The sequence below is a fragment of the Bacteroides sp. K03 genome (assembly GCF_019734355.1).
GTDB lineage: Bacteria > Bacteroidota > Bacteroidia > Bacteroidales > Bacteroidaceae > Bacteroides > Bacteroides nordii.
In genome coordinates this window covers 1-17,266 of the sequence record NZ_JAASHC010000019.1, presented here as the reverse complement: position 1 = coordinate 17,266, position 17,266 = coordinate 1, and the positions used below count along the sequence as shown (strand labels likewise).

Sequence of the window (17,266 nt, the reverse complement as noted above, 5' to 3'; positions counted from 1 at the left end):
GCTTTATATAGAAAGAGGGCTTCGGGATTCTTTTTTATTGGATGTGTCTATTATGAAGTTACGTTTCTGCTATCTCGCTTTATGGGTACTTATAGTCATTCTTGGGCTTGGCTCACGGACTTACGGTGATTATCTACCTTCTTTTGTAGCCACTTATGCCGGAGATACCCTTTGGGCTGCTATGGTATATTGGGGAATAAGCTTTCTTTTTCCCCTTACCCGTTTATTACGAAGAGTGACGATTGCTCTGCTGTTTTCTTATTGCATTGAAGTGAGTCAACTATATCAGTCCGATTGGATAAATGCGATTCGGGGAACAACTTTGGGGGCATTGATTTTAGGACATGGATTCCTATGGTCTGATATGCTGTGCTATACAATAGGCGTTGGACTGGCAGCATTAACAGACTTCTTTCTTACTTATAAGAGGAAATAATTAACCGGATATCTATAAAGGAGTTTTTGCTTTTGGATTATGGATAAATAATCGGAACATAAATGACATGTATTTAAAGGCTTTATTTGTAAATCAGTGTCCCATTTAATTTATACTGACTCCAATCATTATATGGCATTGGGAATTATTGCCGCAATATAACAATTATCATCCGGATATTCGGATTTGAAGGTATTATAGGCTATACCTATTGCTTCTTCTGGCGAATCAGCTTCAATATTCTCCTTAATATTGAGAGATTCAATCTCTTTGCCCTCTTTGACAAGTATATAATAAATGATCACAACATATTTCATACCTCATGATATTTAAGTGCCGGAAATAGTGCCGGAAATGCAAACATACGCCTTTTTATTCATAAAATCAAAATAAGTAATGAGAGTATTCTGTGCATAAATAGAGTTATATTGATAAAAAATCAGATTTGAGGAGAGAAATAGGAAGCATTTTTATACTTTTGCGACCGATTTCGGATAGGATACAATCGCGCGAAGAAAATAAACGTTATGGATATATTTTGGAACACTATTGCGGGGTACAACTCGGCTACCTGGCTTTTTCAGTTGATAATTGTTATTATTGGTATCATTCTTACAGGGCTATTGCTGAGGAGACCAGAGTCATGGGTGAAGTTATCGATGAAGTTTTATCTTATATTTCTTTATATATGGATTGCGGTGGTATATTATTATATTTATTGTGCCGAACGTAACTATAATGTTGTGATGGCTCTTTTTTGGGGAGTGATGGTCTTAATATGGATATGGGATACGTTGACCGGATATACTACGTTGGAGCGTAGCCGCAAATATGATGGTCTGGCATATATCCTGTTGGCTATGCCTTTTATTTATCCTTTACTTTCTTTGGCACGCGGACTGACATTTCCGGGTATTACTTCTCCGGTGATGCCTTGTTCGGTAGTGGTATTTACCATTGGATTATTATTGTTGTTTGCACGTAAAGTGAATATGTTTCTTGTGCTCTTTCTTTGCCATTGGTCGCTCATCGGATTATCCAAAACCTATTTTTTTCATATTCCTGAGGATTTTTTGCTTGCCAGTGCCTCTGTGCCGGCTCTTTATCTTTTCTTCAGAGAATATTTTTTGAACAGACTGCATACTGATACAAAGCCCAAAGCTAAACTTATTAACTTATTACTTGTCTCTGTTTGTATTGCCTTGGGGATTATTCTTACAGTTACCATGTTCCTGCAACTGACTCCGGCCGAATGATGAGGTCATTTTTGTCAAGAACAGATTTATTGATTATTAACCTAAAAGCGACTTTTCCGGAAGAAAATATCTGTTGCATTGCAACATAGTGTTATTTGCATCGCAACATACCAGTAAACGAATCGTAACATACTATGTAATTTTATGGGTATTGAGAAAACTCCGTTAGATGCCCTATTTATATGCCTTTACAAGCATTCTAACCGGATCTCCTTTATAATTATTTTCACAAAGATAATCTATTTCTTTGTGAAAGTTAAGTAAATGAAATTTGTTTTACAGAAAAATTTCCATTAATATTTCTTTATTCTATAAAACGTGCGCAGTGCATACCGGATAATCTTTCCCGGAAGCCAGCCCTTAACTTTGGCAAACCCTACTTGCGATAATGGCCCGGTAAGTGTCCGGAAAGGAGGATTCTCTTTTTCTACTAACTTTAATATGGTGGTTGCCAACTTTGAAGGTGAGCATCCTCCTGTTTCTGCTTTTTCTATGATCTTTAGTGTATCTGCGAAATATTGCCCGTAATCGGGATTGTTCAGGGTAGTGGCAGAGATATTCCGATTGGCTGTAAATCCAGTATTAAAATCTCCTGGTTCCACCACACATACTTTGATACCAAACGGATGTATTTCCAGCGAAAGAGCTTCACTGTATCCTTCTATCGCGAATTTTGAAGCAGAATAAAAACCCTGATAGGGTACTGCTATTAGTCCTGCAATAGAACTGATATTGATAATCTTTCCTTTGCGTTGCCTACGCATAATAGGTAGTACGGAACGACATACACGAACCATACCCAGAAAGTTTGTATCCATTTGTAGGGCGATTTCTTCATCCGTTGCTAGTTCTAGTGCACCACCAATGCCCACACCGGCATTGTTTATCAGTACGTCAATACGTCCGTGTTCTTTTATAATACGTTCCACTACATGGTGTATGGAGTTACTATCAGTAACATCTGCAACAAGCATCGTCACACTTTTTTTGTTTTCGGTTTGCTTTCGGCTTGTGCCATATACGATGTGTCCTTGTGCAGCGAGAGTTTGTGCTGTTATTTTTCCGAATCCTGAAGAGGCACCGGTAATGAGTATAACTTGTGGTTGTTTCATGAATCATTTTTGATTTTGGAACAACAAAGATAAATATATTCTCTCACGGAGATGTATTCATGGAGATTAATTTCTCTTTATATACCCATACAGCCAGCCCGAAGTATACCACAGTCTGTACCCACAGCGTGATATATTCCGGGCGTATATCTGCCATGTTTCCTCCCATAGAGTTTAGTTTTACAAAAGCAAGTGTGCCCGGTGCTGCCGGTATAATATAATGTGCCATTTTCCAATACCACGGCATTAATTCCATGGGATAGGATACTCCGGAGAGGAAAATCAATCCCACGGAGAAGAAAGCAATCATCAGCAGAGGAGCTTCTGAGTCGGTAAACCAGCGTGAAGCTGCCAACCCGAAGAAACTGGTTGCCAACAGGTAGGGGATGAGCATGATTATAATATCCTTGCCACTGCCTATATTGGGAATACTAAAGAAGTGGGGCAACAATCCCAGCAGAAAGAAAGCGAACAGAGCATACAGCATGCAATAAACAAATGTTTTTCCTGTAACGATACGTGCTGCAGTTTTCCATCCCGTCCCGAATGGGAGGTAGGCACGTATGCCGCCTGTTTGATATTCATCTCCCGTCACCATACCAATAACCATTAGTAATGTCTGAAAGATGATGACCATCATTACCGCCGGAATAAGATAAGAACCGTATCCTTCGGTATAATTGTATAGTGCTGTACCTGAGATATTGACAGGCTTTGCCATAGCTACAGCTATCAGGCCTTGCGGAGGTAGAAATACAGTACCATCTGGACGATAGGCATCATTAATGGCAAGCATCACCCGTGATGATGCTTCTTGTAGGGCTTCATAATAAAGGAAGGCGTCTGTAGTGGCATAGAGTGAGAATACGGCCTCCTCTCCTTGAAATACCCGATCTTCGAAGTTATGTGGCAAGTATAGAATACCTTGTACTTTCCCTTCTTTCATCCATTCCTGTGCCTCATGATAATCCATTGCCTGTGCATAGATTTCTATTTGTGGTGTGGCATTGAGCCAGCGTATATATTGTCGGCTCAAACTGCTGTGTGAATTATCTACCACAGCAACAGGAGCTTTGGTGACGATGTTCGGGGCATACATATAGTTGTAGAGTAATCCATAAACAAAGATACCTCCCATTAGCACCAGCAACACAGCGTAACTGGTACTGATAGCACGAAATTCGCGTGCGATAATAAATGCCAGTTGTGAGAGTTTATTGGATGTTTTCATATTTATGACTGATTATAGCTCGTTTCAGGTGGGGGAGCATCATTAACGCTAATAGCGGGAAGATGCAAAGAAAAACGGCCGAAGGCCATAGGTAGACGAATCCACCACTGGAATAGAGCATAGTTTGTACAATTTCTGTAAAATGGCGTACCGGAAAGAGGGATGAAGCGTCTCTTACCAAAGGATACATATTGGCCACTGGGAAAGTAACTCCGGACAGTGTTGCTCCCAGTGATCCTACCATAGACACAATACTGATAATGAGTGCTACTGCCGGAAACAGAGAGAAGATGAACAGTGCCAGTGATTGGGTTGCGACCACAAAAAGCACGGTCATTGTATTCATCAGCAGCCAGCTGCCATGAAAGGGAATATGCAGCACACCAAACATAGCATAGTTGCCCAGTATACCGATAAGGCTGAAAATGAGAGTGTAGGGTAGGAGTTTACCCATGATGGCGGTCACCATGTTTCCCTTTGCTACGGCAAGCCAGTTGTCTCCGGTACGAAACTTGATTTCACTGCCCACGCTGTACACGGTGATGAGTAATATGAGTACCTGAAACAATACAAAAAAGAAGGGCTGGCTCAGGTAGACCGAGTAATCCAGGGACGGATTGTATATAGGATGATTATTTGCCTGTACAGGTAGGAGGAATGTTTCTATTTGTTGTTCATTTACTCCAAGTGCTACAGCCTGCATCGCTATGGGAGATAATGCTACTGGTGCAAGCGATGTTTCGAATGCCGCCATTAGCTCGCCGCCCACTGAGAGCAGTGCATAATGATAATAATAGGCGAGAGTAGCTTCATTGCCTGTTGTGGCATCCTGCTCAAAATTGTGAGGGATGGAGAGATAGCCATATATCTCTTTACGTTGTACCGCTTCACGGGCGGCAGCTTCATTGGTAAAGTGGCGGGTTACCTTGAAAGTGGGTACTGCCGATATATTTCTTGTTATTGTCCGTGAAGTTGCTGTGTTATCCTGATCGACAATACCGATAGGTATATTCTCCATTTGTCCGTTGCCGAAGATAGTAGCCATAAAGAAGAGGGTGAACAATGGCAAGACGATACAGACGCCAAAATAAAGGCGGCGTGAAGTCATCCGTGTCCACTCACGACGTAGGACGGAGATTAGTTGATAGTTAGAGGTTGAATATTGAGAGTTATTAGTCATAATTAATAATTTAATAATATACCGATGCAATTCCCCACTGTCCATTGTCAATTGTTCACTGTCAATTGAACAAGCACCGACATTCCCGGCCTTAATCCATCTACAGATTGTGTGGGTCTTGCATGTATTTCAAAAGTTTGTAAATCGTAGCTACCCGTTTGTTTGGTCGATTTCCATGTAGCGAAGCTACCCAACGGACTGATATAATATATCTCAAATTCTACATCTTTTTTAGCTATTGCCGGAACATCTGCTACAAATTTACCTCCCATACGGAAGTTTGGCATTAAATCTTCACGTACATTCAACACCACATGTACATCACTCATCACTACCAGATTCATGATAGGTGTTCCCGGTGCTACGAGTTCTCCGCGTTTGGGGAAGATAGTGGCTATCTGTCCGTCTTCGGGAGCTGTAAGGCGTGCATCTACGAGTAGAGAAGTTACTTCATCCACTGTGCTGCGTGCCGCATCTACCAGACTTCTTGCCGAAGCTTTATCTTCACTCTGTGCACCATCTACCGCCATTTGATATTGTTCATAGGCAGCACGTTCTGCAGCAACTGCTGCTTTGTACATTGCTTCTACCTCATCTTTACGTTGTGAAGTTATCACGCTGTCTTTATATAAAGTAAGTATCCGGTCATAGGTAGTCTTTGCCAATGACAGATCGCTCTTTGTTTTATTCCAAAGTTGCTGTGCAGTAGCCACAATCTGTCGGCGTGTACCTGCATCAATCTTTTTGTTTTGCTGTACAGCTACTTGTTCCAATGCATCCAGTTGGCGATATTTGGCTTCTATGGTCGGACTGTTGATTACTACAAGTGTATCGCCTTGTTTCACCCAGTCTCCCTCGCGTACTAAGAAAGTGTCAATACGTCCGGGCAGTTTTCCACTGATACGTATTTCTGTAGCTTCTGCCTGGCCTTGTAGCACGAGTGGTTGTTTTCTCATTAATATCATACCGATAGATGTAAATAAGAGAACAACTATCAGGACAACAATAAAGGCGATGCTCAGACTTTTTCTGTTAGAAGTTTTCTCTTGTACTTCCTTTGAAGAGGGCGTTACCTCTTTTTTTATATTATCTTCTGTATTCATAATTATGGGGTTGATTATCGTTTCTGTTAATTGAGATTCTTTCGTTTTTTTATTCCTCTTTAAGCAAGTTACCAGGCGAAGTGGCGGCATATTGTTTGAATTGTTCCGGTGTACCACATAGGGCCAGTAGATTCATTAGTGCTACATCATATTCGTAATAGGCAGCCAGTCGGGCTACTTTTACTTTAGCCAGCATTGTTTCTGCATCAATCACCTCGGTTGAAGTGGCCATTCCTTCCGTGAAAGCTTTTTTCCGCATTCGCACCAACTCTTCACTCAACTCAATGGTGGTGTTCAAAGCGCGCACGTTATCCTGTGCCTTTTGCATCTGACTATATAGCTTATCTACTCCTACGGCGAGATCGTCTTTTGCTTTTGCCTGCCCCAGTGCTAATGTCTGTCTGGTGAGTTTAGATTGGCGGATCCGCTTCTCACGTTCCAATCCGTCAAAGAGGTTCCAGGTAAAGCCTACCCCGATCATTGTACGAGGTAACAGATTGCTTTGGATACCGTGTGAATATAATGTCTGTTTGCCAAAGAGTGCAATATTGGGCATATATCCGCTTTGATCAATCTTTACCTGTTGCCTGGCCATGTGTTCCTGTAGGTTTAACTGATTGACAAGATAGTTACTGGTATTTACCGAAAGAATAAATTCCATCTTGGGTGGAAGTGAATCATTTATAAACAGAGGTGAGGAAGGAGTAATCTCTCCATTTTCTCCCTCTATATTGAGCAATGTTTTCAGTGCATTCTGTACAACAGCTTCTTCTTTACGTGCTGCTTCCAGTTCGCGTTTCGCTTCGTCCATATTAACTTGTGCAAAGAGACGTGCCGCTTTGTCTATCATCCCGGTAGCTTCCAGTTTGAGGGCATTCTCATAATGCTTTTCCAATCCACGATAGGTTTCTTCGCGCACTGCCACTACTTGTTGTGCCAGTCTTAATCCATAATAACTTTCGGCTAATAGTGTACGTTGTGTGGCATCCACTTGCGCCCGGCTTTCACGGGCAAGATCTACCATGGTATTTCCTATCTTGCTGGCATGGAATCGTTTACCGCCAGAGAAGAGTACCCATTCGGCAGTAACATCTACTGTTGTGAGGTTGCGTGGTGCCAAAGGGAATATCAGCGTATTGGCTCCTATCTGATCGAGTATGCCACTTATAATTTTGTCATCCGGAATAATACTATGTACAAAGTCTTTTGCCGGATCGGTAAATTGTGACAGAGGCTGTTTTACCTCTATTTTCTCTGACATATGTACAAATGCTCCGGTTGATTGCACGCTTGGGTACCAGAATGCGTTCAACTTTCCTTTTTCACTTTTGGCTATTTCCACTCCTTTATCTGCTATTTTTAAACTCTGGTTACCATTGTGCAGTAACTCAAGAGCTTCCTCAAAACTAAGGTGTTGCTTTCCGGAGCTATCTTCTTGTGCTATAACGGTAGGTATAAATAATCCTACCGATAGCATAATGAGAATCATTCGATGGTTTAGGTTCATATTCGTTATTCGTTTATTTCGTGAGAAGTTAACAGATGAAAAAGAAGATTGTTCGCAGACTGTATTTTAAAGCAGAAAAATAAAACCGCGAATTACGCAGTTTAAGGTTTTACTAAACTGCGTAATTCGCGGAATTAAAAAGTTATGTGTAAGAAAGAACCTATTTCATCACCCGGATAGGCAAATCCAACGGTCCGTCATAGGTAGAACGGGTATTTGCCTGTCCTTTCTTCGGTCCTGGTATCAGCGAACTGTAAGTCAGGATGTGGCGTACCCTTTTCTTTTGATCTCGTGTAAACTCGTCCAGATAGCAGAAGCTATAATCCATAATATTCCGTGCTGTAAACGGACCACTCTGGCAGTCGTAACGATGGGCTAAGTCTGCAAAAGAAACATTACCGGACAGGCTTTCCAGCCAATCCATATATTCACCCCTGTCGTAGGTGGGAGTGTCTTCACAATAATCGGTATCTTCGCAAATTTTAACACCGTTTAAAGTAGCCTCGGAGAATGTATGATATAAACCTAAATAGTGTCCAATTTCGTGAGCGAGAGTAATGGCGGCATCATTCTGATTCAAACGTCCATTGATACTTTCTTCATAAATATAAGTACTGTTTATGGATATACAATAAGCATATTGGAGATTATCTCCGGTAATATAGTAGGGGACAGTTTCTGTACCTTCCAGAGGATATCCCTGAGGGGTATATGGGAAATGAGATACGCCTAATGTATTTTCGTCCGTAAAAGTATACACCATTATATTAATGTAGTCGTTTGGTTCCCAGATCAGGTAATTGTAAGTATGGTCATTGGTAAACATAAATTCTTCCATATCAATAGATGCTGATTTCCATTTAATACGTTCTACACCCGGTTCAGACAGGGTATTCCCTTTGGGATCTTCAGTGGCAAGTACAAATTCCAGATTCATATCTACACTATTGGTTCCTGCATGTTTGTAGAGTTCATTCACTCTCTTCAATATTTCCGGCAATCTTCCTTCTTTAACATATTGCGTATTGTTATTTCTGTCATTGTATAGTACATGGAAGATGACAGGAAGTTTATAATGGTATTTTTCCGGGTCAAAAGGAGTACTGGCAGGTTCTTGTTTTAATTTAATTTCTTTATTAATCCCTTGTGAAGTGACTGTAACGACTGCCGTCCTTGCTGTTTTTTCTAAATTTCCTTCAATGTATATCGTTAACTTTTGGTTTTCGAGTCCTGTTTGCGGAGTTACGCTGCACCATTTTTTCGAATTGCTGGAGGCAGTCCACGAACCATTACAGGTTATTTCTACTTCTACAGTTTCTCCATCGCTACTGATAGCATTGAATGATGATTGGGAAACTTCAAGTAATAATGAGTCTTTGTTTGAATCTTCGCAGCCAAAACAGAGAAGTAGCAATGCCAGCAGAGGATATAGATATCTCATTTTCATAATAAACATTTTTTGATATGTAATAATTTAATTAGGATATATGTTTTTCATCTTTATTCTTTCTTAGTATGTTACAAAGTTAATCTTTTTTATTTTATTTGTATCCTAAAGCTTGTTATATTAAAAATATTACTCTTCATTTATACCTGTTTCGTTTTTATTAATAAACTCAGTGTAGAGATTATATAACCACATAAATTTATTATTTCTTATTTTTTTCCGCCTACACATTGCTTTTTTACAAAACAATGTTTACCTTTGCCAACGTTTTCGAAGAATAGAAATGTAATGCGGCAGTAGCTCAGTTGGTAGAGCATTAGCTTCCCAAGCTAAGGGTCACGAGTTCGAGTCTCGCTTGCCGCTCCAAATGAAAAGAGCCATAAATCAACCTGATTTATGGCTCTTGCTATATCTGTAATAATCATGAATAAAGAACTGAAAGAATATCTTATGTTATTGGCGGAACGATATGAAACTCCGGCCTTTATCACAGAAGATCCGATACAAATACCTCATCGTTATACCTCTCAGGTAGATATTGAAATTTCAGGTCTCGTAACTTCCTGGATAGCTACCGGAAACCGTAAAGCCATTATCAAAAGTGCAGACCGGGTGGATTGTGAACTATTCAGTCGTGCTCCTCATTCTTATATAATGAGTGAAGAATGGAAAATGTATGCAGGGCAAAAGAGAAGTTTTTACCGATATTATTCTTATGATGATTTTTATCTGTTGTGTAGTACCTTGCATGCAGTGTATTCTCAAACCCCGACATTGGAAGACTATCTTTATAAGTCCTTTGAAGGATTCTCACCATTACAAAGATTACAATCAGTTTTTGGGCATATCAACGGTATGCCCGAAATACGTAGTACTTCCGAATCAAAGAAAATGTGTATGTTTCTGCGTTGGATGATTCGTCGGGACTCCTGTGTTGATTTTGGTATCTGGCAGAAATTTCATCCCCGTGAATTGATTATTCCACTTGATACTCACGCTCATCGTATCTCTATCGATTTGGGCTTGACAAAAAGCCGTAAATGTATCAAAACAGCAAGTGATATTACTAAAGCATTGGCACGTATCTGGCCCGATGATCCGGTAAAAGGAGATTTTGCTTTGTTCGGTTTTGGAGTGAATGAGCCTGTAAAGTGACAGAAGCCTCGTTATAGCGGCTTTCATTGACAAAAATAATGCAGAAGAATAGGTAGAGTTCAGTCTAATTTCGTATTTTTGCATCCTGTTTTTAATGAGTTAAGAAAACTTTAAATAAAAATATAATGGCAAAAGAACTGAAAGACCTTACCAAACGTAGCGAGAATTACTCGCAATGGTACAATGATTTGGTGGTAAAAGCCGATCTGGCAGAGCAGTCGGCTGTGCGTGGATGTATGGTGATAAAGCCTTACGGATACGCTATTTGGGAGAAAATGCAACGTCAGTTGGATGATATGTTTAAAGAAACAGGTCATGTGAATGCTTATTTTCCGTTACTAATCCCGAAATCTTTCCTTAGCCGTGAAGCCGAACATGTGGAAGGCTTTGCTAAAGAGTGTGCAGTAGTGACTCACTATCGTCTTAAAAATGCAGAAGACGGTTCGGGAGTCGTGGTAGATCCGGCTGCAAAACTTGAGGAAGAACTGATTATTCGTCCTACTTCAGAAACAATTATCTGGAATACATATAAAAACTGGATACAATCTTATCGTGATCTGCCTATTCTGTGCAATCAATGGGCAAATGTATTCCGTTGGGAAATGCGTACACGCCTTTTTCTGCGTACAGCCGAGTTCTTGTGGCAGGAAGGTCATACAGCACATGCTACCCGTGAAGAAGCGGAAGAAGAAGCAGTCAGAATGCTGAATGTATACTCTGATTTTGCAGAGAAGTATATGGCTGTTCCGGTGGTAAAAGGAGTGAAGTCGGCTAACGAGCGCTTTGCCGGTGCACTTGATACGTATACTATCGAGGCAATGATGCAAGATGGAAAAGCTTTGCAAAGTGGTACTTCTCACTTCCTGGGACAGAACTTTGCCAAAGCATTTGACGTACAGTTTGTGAATAAAGAGAATAAGATGGAGTATGTGTGGGCTACTTCATGGGGTGTTTCTACTCGTCTGATGGGAGCACTTATCATGACTCACTCTGATGATAACGGGTTGGTATTGCCTCCGCATTTGGCTCCTATACAGGTCGTTATAGTACCTATCTATAAAAACGACGAACAATTGAAGCAGATTGATGCTAAGGTGGCGGGTATTGTTGCCAATTTGAAGTCACTGGGTATTTCTGTGAAGTATGATAATGCCGATAATAAGCGTCCTGGCTTTAAGTTTGCAGATTATGAACTGAAAGGTGTGCCTGTGCGTCTTGTTATGGGTGGCCGTGATTTGGAGAACAATACAATGGAGGTAATGCGCCGTGATACTTTGGAAAAAGAAACAATTTCTTGTGAAGGTATCGAAGCGTATGTTAAAAATCTCCTTGAAGAAATTCAGGCAAATATTTATCAGAAAGCTTTGAAACATCGTGAGTCTATGACAAGAACCGTAGATACTTATGATGAATTTAAAACAGAAATAGAAAAGGGTGGTTTCATTCTTGCTCACTGGGATGGAACTACTGAAACCGAAGAGAAAATTAAAGAAGAGACGAAAGCGACTATTCGCTGTATTCCATTCGATGGCGATAAAACTCCGGGTAAGTGTATGGTTACCGGTAAGCCTTCTGCATGCCGTGTGATTTTTGCACGTTCTTATTAAGAAGATACTTTATTTCTGACGCGAGTGCCGGTTGCAGATCATTGATCCAACCGGCATTTGTTTTTTTAGTGAATAAGCGGAGTATCTCAGATTTAGCTCTTACTATGAATCGGTATTTCAATACTATCACTCAGTTGGGATACAGTACCTGTATTATGAGCTTAAAATAAAAAAAACGTCGTGATTTCAGCTTTATTTCAGAAACTTCCTCTTTCTTTGTACATATATCTAATAAAAAAGTAATCTTATGAAGATATTGATAGTTGAAGATGAACCTTCATTACGTGAACTCATTCAACGTTCTTTGGAAAAAGAGCGTTATGTGGTGGAGGTGGCTGCCGATTTTAATTCGGCTTTGTGTAAAATAGAAGATTATGATTACGATTGCGTTTTACTGGATATCATGCTTCCGGATGGTAACGGACTTAATCTGCTTGAAAAGCTGAAAGCAATGCACAAACGTGAGAATGTAATTATTATCTCTGCGAAAGATTCTTTGGAAGATAAAGTATTGGGATTGGAATTGGGGGCGGACGATTATTTACCTAAACCCTTTCATCTGGCAGAACTGAATGCTCGTATTAAAAGCGTTATTCGCCGTCAACATCATGATGGAGAGGTTGATATTCGTTTGGGTAATATTCGTATTCTTCCGGATAAATACCAGGTGCTTATTGATGAAAAAGAAGTTGAGCTGAACCGGAAGGAATATGATATTTTATTGTATTTTATTAATCGTCCCGGCAGACTGGTTAATAAGAATACACTTGCCGAGTCTGTTTGGGGAGATCATATCGACCAGGTAGATAATTTTGACTTTATCTATGCACAAATAAAGAATCTTCGTAAGAAACTGAAAGATGCCGGAGCCACTGCTGAAATAAAAGCGGTTTATGGATTTGGCTATAAAATGACTGTTGAATAATTATGAAACTGATTTATCGCATCGTTATCCGCATATCCTTGCTCTTGACACTTGTTCTAGGTGTTTGGGCAGTGTTTTTTTATATGGCTATGATGGATGAGGTAAACGATGAGGTGGACGATTCTCTGGAAGATTATTCGGAAATAATCATTGTTCGTGCTCTTGCCGGAGAGGAATTGCCTTCACAAAATACCGGTTCAAACAATCAATATTATCTTAAAGAAGTTACTGAGGAATATGCGGACAGCCGTGAAGGCATTACTTATAAAGATTCGATGGTTTATATTGTGGAAAAGGGTGAAACCGAACCGGCACGTATTCTGACTACGATATTTAAAGATAATGAAAATCGTTTTTATGAATTAACAGTATCTATTCCCAGTATAGAGAAAGAGGATTTGACTGCTGCGATACGTGATTGGATGATATTTCTTTATATCGCTTTGTTGCTTGTTATAATAGCAGTGAATGTGTGGGTATTTCAACAAAATATGAAACCTTTATATGTCTTGTTGCATTGGTTGGATGATTATCGGATAGGAAATAAGAATAAACTTCTGAAGAATGACACACAGATAACTGAATTTCGTAAGCTAAATGAAGCAGCCCTTCGGAATGCAGAACGTAGTGAACAACTGTTTGAACAACAAAAACAATTTATAGGCAATGCTTCTCATGAAATACAGACTCCGCTTGCCATTTGCCGAAATCGTCTGGAGATGATGATGGAAGATGAATCTCTTTCTGAAACCCAGCTGGAGGAGTTGATGAAGACTCACCAGACTTTGGAGCATATTACAAAACTGAATAAATCGTTGTTATTACTCTCTAAAATAGATAACGGGCAATTTACAGAAACCGTAGAACTGGAACTTAATGAACTTTTAAAGCAGTACATGGATGATTATAAAGAAGTATATGCTTATCGGGATATTCAGACAGAAATAGTTGAAGATGGTATTTTTCGCGTACAAATGAATGAGTCTCTTGCCACTATCCTGATAACTAATCTTTTGAAGAATGCATTCGTTCACAACATAGATGGTGGACATATCCGAATAGAAATAAGGCCACACAGCTTTACGTTTCGTAATAGTGGGGTAGGACAGCCTTTGGACGAGAAACGTATTTTTGAGCGTTTTTATCAGGGTGCCAAAAAAGAAGGTTCTACAGGACTTGGACTGGCAATCGTTGATTCTATTTGCCGGTTGCAGAATATCGGACTGAGGTATTATTTTGAGAATGGCGAACATTGTTTTGAAATTTCAGAAGAGAAAATTTAGGTAAATATGATAATGTCAGCAAGCTGGAATCCGTGGCATGGTTGTACTAAAATCAGTGCCGGTTGTAAATATTGCTATGTTTATCGACAGGATGAAATGTATGGTGCAGATACCAGCAGTCGTGAGGTTCGCAAAACTGCGAATTTTAGTCTGCCTGTGAAGCTAAAGCGCGATAAAAGTTATAAGATAGAGTCGGGAAAATTGGTTTATACTTGTTTTACTTCTGACTTCTTTGTGGATGGTGCAGACGAATGGCGGGCAGAAGCATGGGCTATGATACGTGAAAGGGAAGATTTGGACTTTTTTATTTTTACTAAACGTATTGATCGGTTTAAGGTTGGGTTGCCCGATGACTGGGGAAACGGATATAAGAATGTGATTATCGGGTGTACCGTTGAAAACCAGGAGATGGCAGATTATCGCTTGCCTATTTTTAAAGAGTTGCCGATACGACATAAAATAATTATAGCAGCTCCGCTACTGGAAAGTTTGGCTCTCTCACCTTACTTGGACGATACAATTGAAGAAGTAGCAGCAAGTGGTGAATCGGGGAATGATGCCAGAATTTGTGATTATGAATGGATACTCGATATTCGTAAACAGTGTATAGAAAAAGACATTCCTTTCTGTTTCCATCAGACCGGAGCCAAACTGCTTAAAGACGGAAAGTTGTATCGCATTAAACGATATTATCAGATTGCACAGGCATGGAAAGCAGGTATAAATTACAGAATAGGCAGGGATGGTAAACCGGAAAAAAGAGGAATTTTATAAAAAAGACCTCTTTTAAAAATGATAGATGTTTCCGGCTTTTTTTATTCTTTCTTTAGCCCCTCCCAACGTTTGCCACAATCTTACATAACAGCATTTTGCCATTTGTTGGTAGTTTGTGCACCTTGATAATTTTTCCAGAAATACTCGGAAGTACTTTTATCAGTAAACTATTTGTTGCCTACTTTATAATCAGTATCGTGTATTCTTCTTGGCCAGATTTGTGGTCACTATAAATACAAGAAGAGACAAGACTAATTTTTCTCTCATGTAGAAATGTTTTTTGTTAGACTTTACAAATATAATATATAAGATCGCTTTTTATTTCATTTCTTCTCAGATTTCAAAATCTTTTCAGTTTCTCTTCTCATCTTTGTATCATAATTAAATATTCAAAGAAAAAAACAGTATAAAAAAAATGATTATGAAAAAGTTACTTCTTTTATTTGTGTGCCTGTTTACTATTCAATCTGTTGTAAGGGCAAATGATGATAAGCCTATTAAGGTAGACCAGTTACCACAACCGGCTCAACAGTTTGTAAAATCGCACTTTAGCGACAGCAAGGTTGCTATAGCTAAAATGGAAACCGATTGGTTCGATAAGAGTTATGATGTCATTTTTACCGATGGCAATAAAGTAGAGTTTGACAAACAAGGAAATTGGAAAGAGGTGAATTGCAAGTACAGTGCTGTCCCTGTGAGTGTTATTCCTGTGGTTATTCGTAAGTATATCTCAGAGAACTATCCCGACGCTAAAGTGTTGAAGATAGAACGTGACAAAAAAGAGTATGAAGTGAAGCTCTCTAATAAGTGGGAACTGAAGTTTGACCTGCAATTTAACCTGATTGATATTGATAATTAAAAAAGATAGAGAATAATGAAGACGAGATTTTATTCTATACTAATGGCGGTTGCCTGTATTATAAGTTTGCAAAGTTGTGATAATGATGATGATAACATGAGAGTATCTCCCGAACTTCAGAAAGCATTCCTGGAGAAATATCCTGCTGCTACTCGCGTAGAATGGGAAACAAAAGCTGGTTATTATGTTGCCGATTTTTATGATAATGCCAGTGAAGCTTCTGCCTGGTTCACTCCGGCAGGTGTGTGGTGCATGACAGAAACGGATGTTTTGTATGTAGGCTTGCCCGAAGCTGTGAAAGCGGCGTTTGAACAGGGAGATTATAGCACTTGGACTGTTGACGATGTTGATAAATTGGAACGTCGGGATATGGAAACAGTATATGTCATTGAGGTTGAGAAGAAACCACAGGAAATGGATTTGTACTATTCTGCTGAAGGGCTTTTGATAAAAGCAGTTGCAGATACGGATCATGATGACGATTATGAAAGCCATTTGCCGGCACAGGTTCCGGAAGCAATTCTTTCTTTCATTAACGATAAATATCCCGATGCCCAGTTGATGGAGATAGAAGTAGAACAGGGTGTGACAGAAGTGGAAATCGTTCACGAGGGACGTTGTAAAGAGGTTTGGTTTGATAAAACGAACAATTGGATTTCTACTTCATGGGACATTCGTCGGAATGAACTCCCTGCTGTTGTGACACAAGCATTGGCAAACTCTGAATACAGTACGTATACTGTGGATGATGCCGAATATTATGAAGCACCACAAGGAGATTATTATCAGATTGAGCTGGAGCAAGGAGCGAAAGAGGTAAAAGTGAAAATAGATACGACAGGGAAATTTATCTGATCTCTATTGGACTTAAAGTTATCATAACAGCAATTATAACAGAAAGCGTCTGTTGAAGATCATCGATGTATGAAATAGTAAATAAGACGTAAGTTGCTGAATGACAACGTAATTAATAATGCATTCTTTATGTTGTAAAAGTACGTATTTAAGTGTATCTTAAAAACGTACTTTTCTTGTATATGAGTACGTACTTTTATACCTGAGAAGTACGTACTTTTGCCGGACTAAAAAAGTAGGGTAAGACAAACTGTTAAGATAGTTAATGAGGAAGTGGAATGAAATAGAGACGGTTTGCATAGTACTAAAAATATTTATTTTTTAGTACAAAAAGAAGGGCTCAATTTTTCTTTTCTATATACCTCTTGTCAAGTATTATAAATATTCCATTTGTTGCTCTACGAGGAATACTTCGTTTCTCGTAGAGTTTTGACCCGATCTCCGTAGAGTTTCGATACGTTTCTCGTATACTCTATTAAAACCAAATGTTTCCGCAGAATATTGCTTTAATAAATGTTAACTACGAAAGATATGTC

The 17,266-nt window shown here is 39.4% G+C and carries 16 protein-coding genes and 1 tRNA gene; 10 read left to right on the top strand and 7 right to left on the bottom strand.

Features of this window, described 5'->3' with window-relative positions; translation table 11 throughout:
- Positions 1 to 52: 52 nt before the first annotated feature.
- Positions 53 to 436: a DUF2809 domain-containing protein gene (locus HCG69_RS13650; protein WP_221650483.1), complete on the top strand. Its 384-nt coding sequence runs from the start codon at positions 53 to 55 to the stop codon at positions 434 to 436.
- A gap of 128 nt (positions 437 to 564) precedes the next feature.
- Here the strand turns inward: HCG69_RS13650 and HCG69_RS13645 are convergent, their stop codons facing one another.
- Complete coding sequence (locus HCG69_RS13645; protein WP_221650482.1) at positions 565 to 753, bottom strand: hypothetical protein; 189 nt, start codon at positions 751 to 753, stop codon at positions 565 to 567.
- A 210-nt stretch (positions 754 to 963) separates the two neighbouring features.
- On the opposite strand from HCG69_RS13645, the gene HCG69_RS13640 reads away from it, so the two are divergent.
- A complete protein-coding gene (locus HCG69_RS13640) occupies positions 964 to 1,692 on the top strand; it encodes a DUF6064 family protein (RefSeq protein ID WP_221650481.1) in 729 nt (242 codons plus the stop codon).
- A gap of 293 nt (positions 1,693 to 1,985) precedes the next feature.
- Here the strand turns inward: HCG69_RS13640 and HCG69_RS13635 are convergent, their stop codons facing one another.
- The 6 genes from HCG69_RS13635 to HCG69_RS13610 all read right to left on the bottom strand — a co-directional run bounded on the left by HCG69_RS13635 (position 1,986) and on the right by HCG69_RS13610 (position 9,272).
- A complete protein-coding gene (locus HCG69_RS13635) occupies positions 1,986 to 2,804 on the bottom strand; it encodes an SDR family oxidoreductase (protein ID WP_221650480.1) in 819 nt (272 codons plus the stop codon).
- 43 nt (positions 2,805 to 2,847) lie between these two features.
- Positions 2,848 to 4,035 carry an ABC transporter permease gene (locus HCG69_RS13630; protein WP_221650479.1) on the bottom strand — a complete coding sequence of 396 codons (1,188 nt, stop codon included), beginning with the start codon at positions 4,033 to 4,035 and terminating at the stop codon, positions 2,848 to 2,850.
- Complete coding sequence (locus HCG69_RS13625; RefSeq protein ID WP_221650478.1) at positions 4,019 to 5,215, bottom strand: ABC transporter permease; 1,197 nt, start codon at positions 5,213 to 5,215, stop codon at positions 4,019 to 4,021. Before HCG69_RS13625 ends, HCG69_RS13630 begins: the two co-directional genes overlap by 17 nt.
- A gap of 47 nt (positions 5,216 to 5,262) precedes the next feature.
- Entirely contained in the window at positions 5,263 to 6,318 is a 1,056-nt protein-coding gene (locus HCG69_RS13620; protein WP_221650477.1) for an HlyD family secretion protein, read from the bottom strand.
- Positions 6,319 to 6,367: 49 nt separating this feature from the next.
- Entirely contained in the window at positions 6,368 to 7,825 is a 1,458-nt protein-coding gene (locus tag HCG69_RS13615; RefSeq protein WP_221650476.1) for a TolC family protein, read from the bottom strand.
- A gap of 160 nt (positions 7,826 to 7,985) precedes the next feature.
- On the bottom strand, positions 7,986 to 9,272 hold the full coding sequence (locus tag HCG69_RS13610; protein ID WP_195349968.1) for a zinc-dependent metalloproteinase lipoprotein: 1,287 nt from the start codon (positions 9,270 to 9,272) through the stop codon (positions 7,986 to 7,988).
- Positions 9,273 to 9,562: 290 nt separating this feature from the next.
- Here HCG69_RS13610 and HCG69_RS13605 point away from each other — a divergent pair.
- The 8 genes from HCG69_RS13605 to HCG69_RS13570 all read left to right on the top strand — a co-directional run bounded on the left by HCG69_RS13605 (position 9,563) and on the right by HCG69_RS13570 (position 16,730).
- Positions 9,563 to 9,638: transfer RNA gene (locus tag HCG69_RS13605), tRNA-Gly, on the top strand.
- Between the two features lie 57 nt (positions 9,639 to 9,695).
- Positions 9,696 to 10,427, top strand: a complete 732-nt coding sequence (locus HCG69_RS13600; RefSeq protein ID WP_221650524.1) for a TIGR02757 family protein — start codon at positions 9,696 to 9,698, stop codon at positions 10,425 to 10,427.
- A gap of 125 nt (positions 10,428 to 10,552) precedes the next feature.
- Positions 10,553 to 12,034 carry a proline--tRNA ligase gene (gene proS / locus HCG69_RS13595; RefSeq protein ID WP_221650475.1) on the top strand — a complete coding sequence of 494 codons (1,482 nt, stop codon included), beginning with the start codon at positions 10,553 to 10,555 and terminating at the stop codon, positions 12,032 to 12,034.
- A 247-nt stretch (positions 12,035 to 12,281) separates the two neighbouring features.
- The gene (locus HCG69_RS13590; protein WP_221650474.1) at positions 12,282 to 12,959 is read left to right on the top strand and encodes a response regulator transcription factor; all 678 of its coding nucleotides are present in this window, start codon (positions 12,282 to 12,284) and stop codon (positions 12,957 to 12,959) included.
- Positions 12,960 to 12,961: 2 nt separating this feature from the next.
- Entirely contained in the window at positions 12,962 to 14,242 is a 1,281-nt protein-coding gene (locus HCG69_RS13585; protein WP_221650473.1) for a HAMP domain-containing sensor histidine kinase, read from the top strand.
- Positions 14,243 to 14,248: 6 nt separating this feature from the next.
- Entirely contained in the window at positions 14,249 to 15,016 is a 768-nt protein-coding gene (locus HCG69_RS13580; RefSeq protein WP_221650472.1) for a DUF5131 family protein, read from the top strand.
- A 421-nt stretch (positions 15,017 to 15,437) separates the two neighbouring features.
- Positions 15,438 to 15,875, top strand: coding sequence for a PepSY-like domain-containing protein (locus tag HCG69_RS13575; protein ID WP_221650471.1), 438 nt, complete (start codon positions 15,438 to 15,440; stop codon positions 15,873 to 15,875).
- Between the two features lie 15 nt (positions 15,876 to 15,890).
- On the top strand, positions 15,891 to 16,730 hold the full coding sequence (locus HCG69_RS13570) for a PepSY-like domain-containing protein (RefSeq protein ID WP_221650470.1): 840 nt from the start codon (positions 15,891 to 15,893) through the stop codon (positions 16,728 to 16,730).
- Positions 16,731 to 17,266 lie beyond the last annotated feature (536 nt).

What these genes read in the sequence shown, in the direction of transcription:
- HCG69_RS13650 (WP_221650483.1), top strand. Translation starts at nt 53, where the DNA reads ATGAAGTTACGTTTCTGCTATCTCGCTTTATGGGTACTTATAGTCATT.
- HCG69_RS13645 (WP_221650482.1), bottom strand. Translation starts at nt 753, where the DNA reads ATGAAATATGTTGTGATCATTTATTATATACTTGTCAAAGAGGGCAAA.
- HCG69_RS13640 (WP_221650481.1), top strand. Translation starts at nt 964, where the DNA reads ATGGATATATTTTGGAACACTATTGCGGGGTACAACTCGGCTACCTGG.
- HCG69_RS13635 (WP_221650480.1), bottom strand. Translation starts at nt 2,804, where the DNA reads ATGAAACAACCACAAGTTATACTCATTACCGGTGCCTCTTCAGGATTC.
- HCG69_RS13630 (WP_221650479.1), bottom strand. Translation starts at nt 4,035, where the DNA reads ATGAAAACATCCAATAAACTCTCACAACTGGCATTTATTATCGCACGC.
- HCG69_RS13625 (WP_221650478.1), bottom strand. Translation starts at nt 5,215, where the DNA reads ATGACTAATAACTCTCAATATTCAACCTCTAACTATCAACTAATCTCC.
- HCG69_RS13620 (WP_221650477.1), bottom strand. Translation starts at nt 6,318, where the DNA reads ATGAATACAGAAGATAATATAAAAAAAGAGGTAACGCCCTCTTCAAAG.
- HCG69_RS13615 (WP_221650476.1), bottom strand. Translation starts at nt 7,825, where the DNA reads ATGAACCTAAACCATCGAATGATTCTCATTATGCTATCGGTAGGATTA.
- HCG69_RS13610 (WP_195349968.1), bottom strand. Translation starts at nt 9,272, where the DNA reads ATGAAAATGAGATATCTATATCCTCTGCTGGCATTGCTACTTCTCTGT.
- HCG69_RS13600 (WP_221650524.1), top strand. Translation starts at nt 9,696, where the DNA reads ATGAATAAAGAACTGAAAGAATATCTTATGTTATTGGCGGAACGATAT.
- proS (WP_221650475.1), top strand. Translation starts at nt 10,553, where the DNA reads ATGGCAAAAGAACTGAAAGACCTTACCAAACGTAGCGAGAATTACTCG.
- HCG69_RS13590 (WP_221650474.1), top strand. Translation starts at nt 12,282, where the DNA reads ATGAAGATATTGATAGTTGAAGATGAACCTTCATTACGTGAACTCATT.
- HCG69_RS13585 (WP_221650473.1), top strand. Translation starts at nt 12,962, where the DNA reads ATGAAACTGATTTATCGCATCGTTATCCGCATATCCTTGCTCTTGACA.
- HCG69_RS13580 (WP_221650472.1), top strand. Translation starts at nt 14,249, where the DNA reads ATGATAATGTCAGCAAGCTGGAATCCGTGGCATGGTTGTACTAAAATC.
- HCG69_RS13575 (WP_221650471.1), top strand. Translation starts at nt 15,438, where the DNA reads ATGAAAAAGTTACTTCTTTTATTTGTGTGCCTGTTTACTATTCAATCT.
- HCG69_RS13570 (WP_221650470.1), top strand. Translation starts at nt 15,891, where the DNA reads ATGAAGACGAGATTTTATTCTATACTAATGGCGGTTGCCTGTATTATA.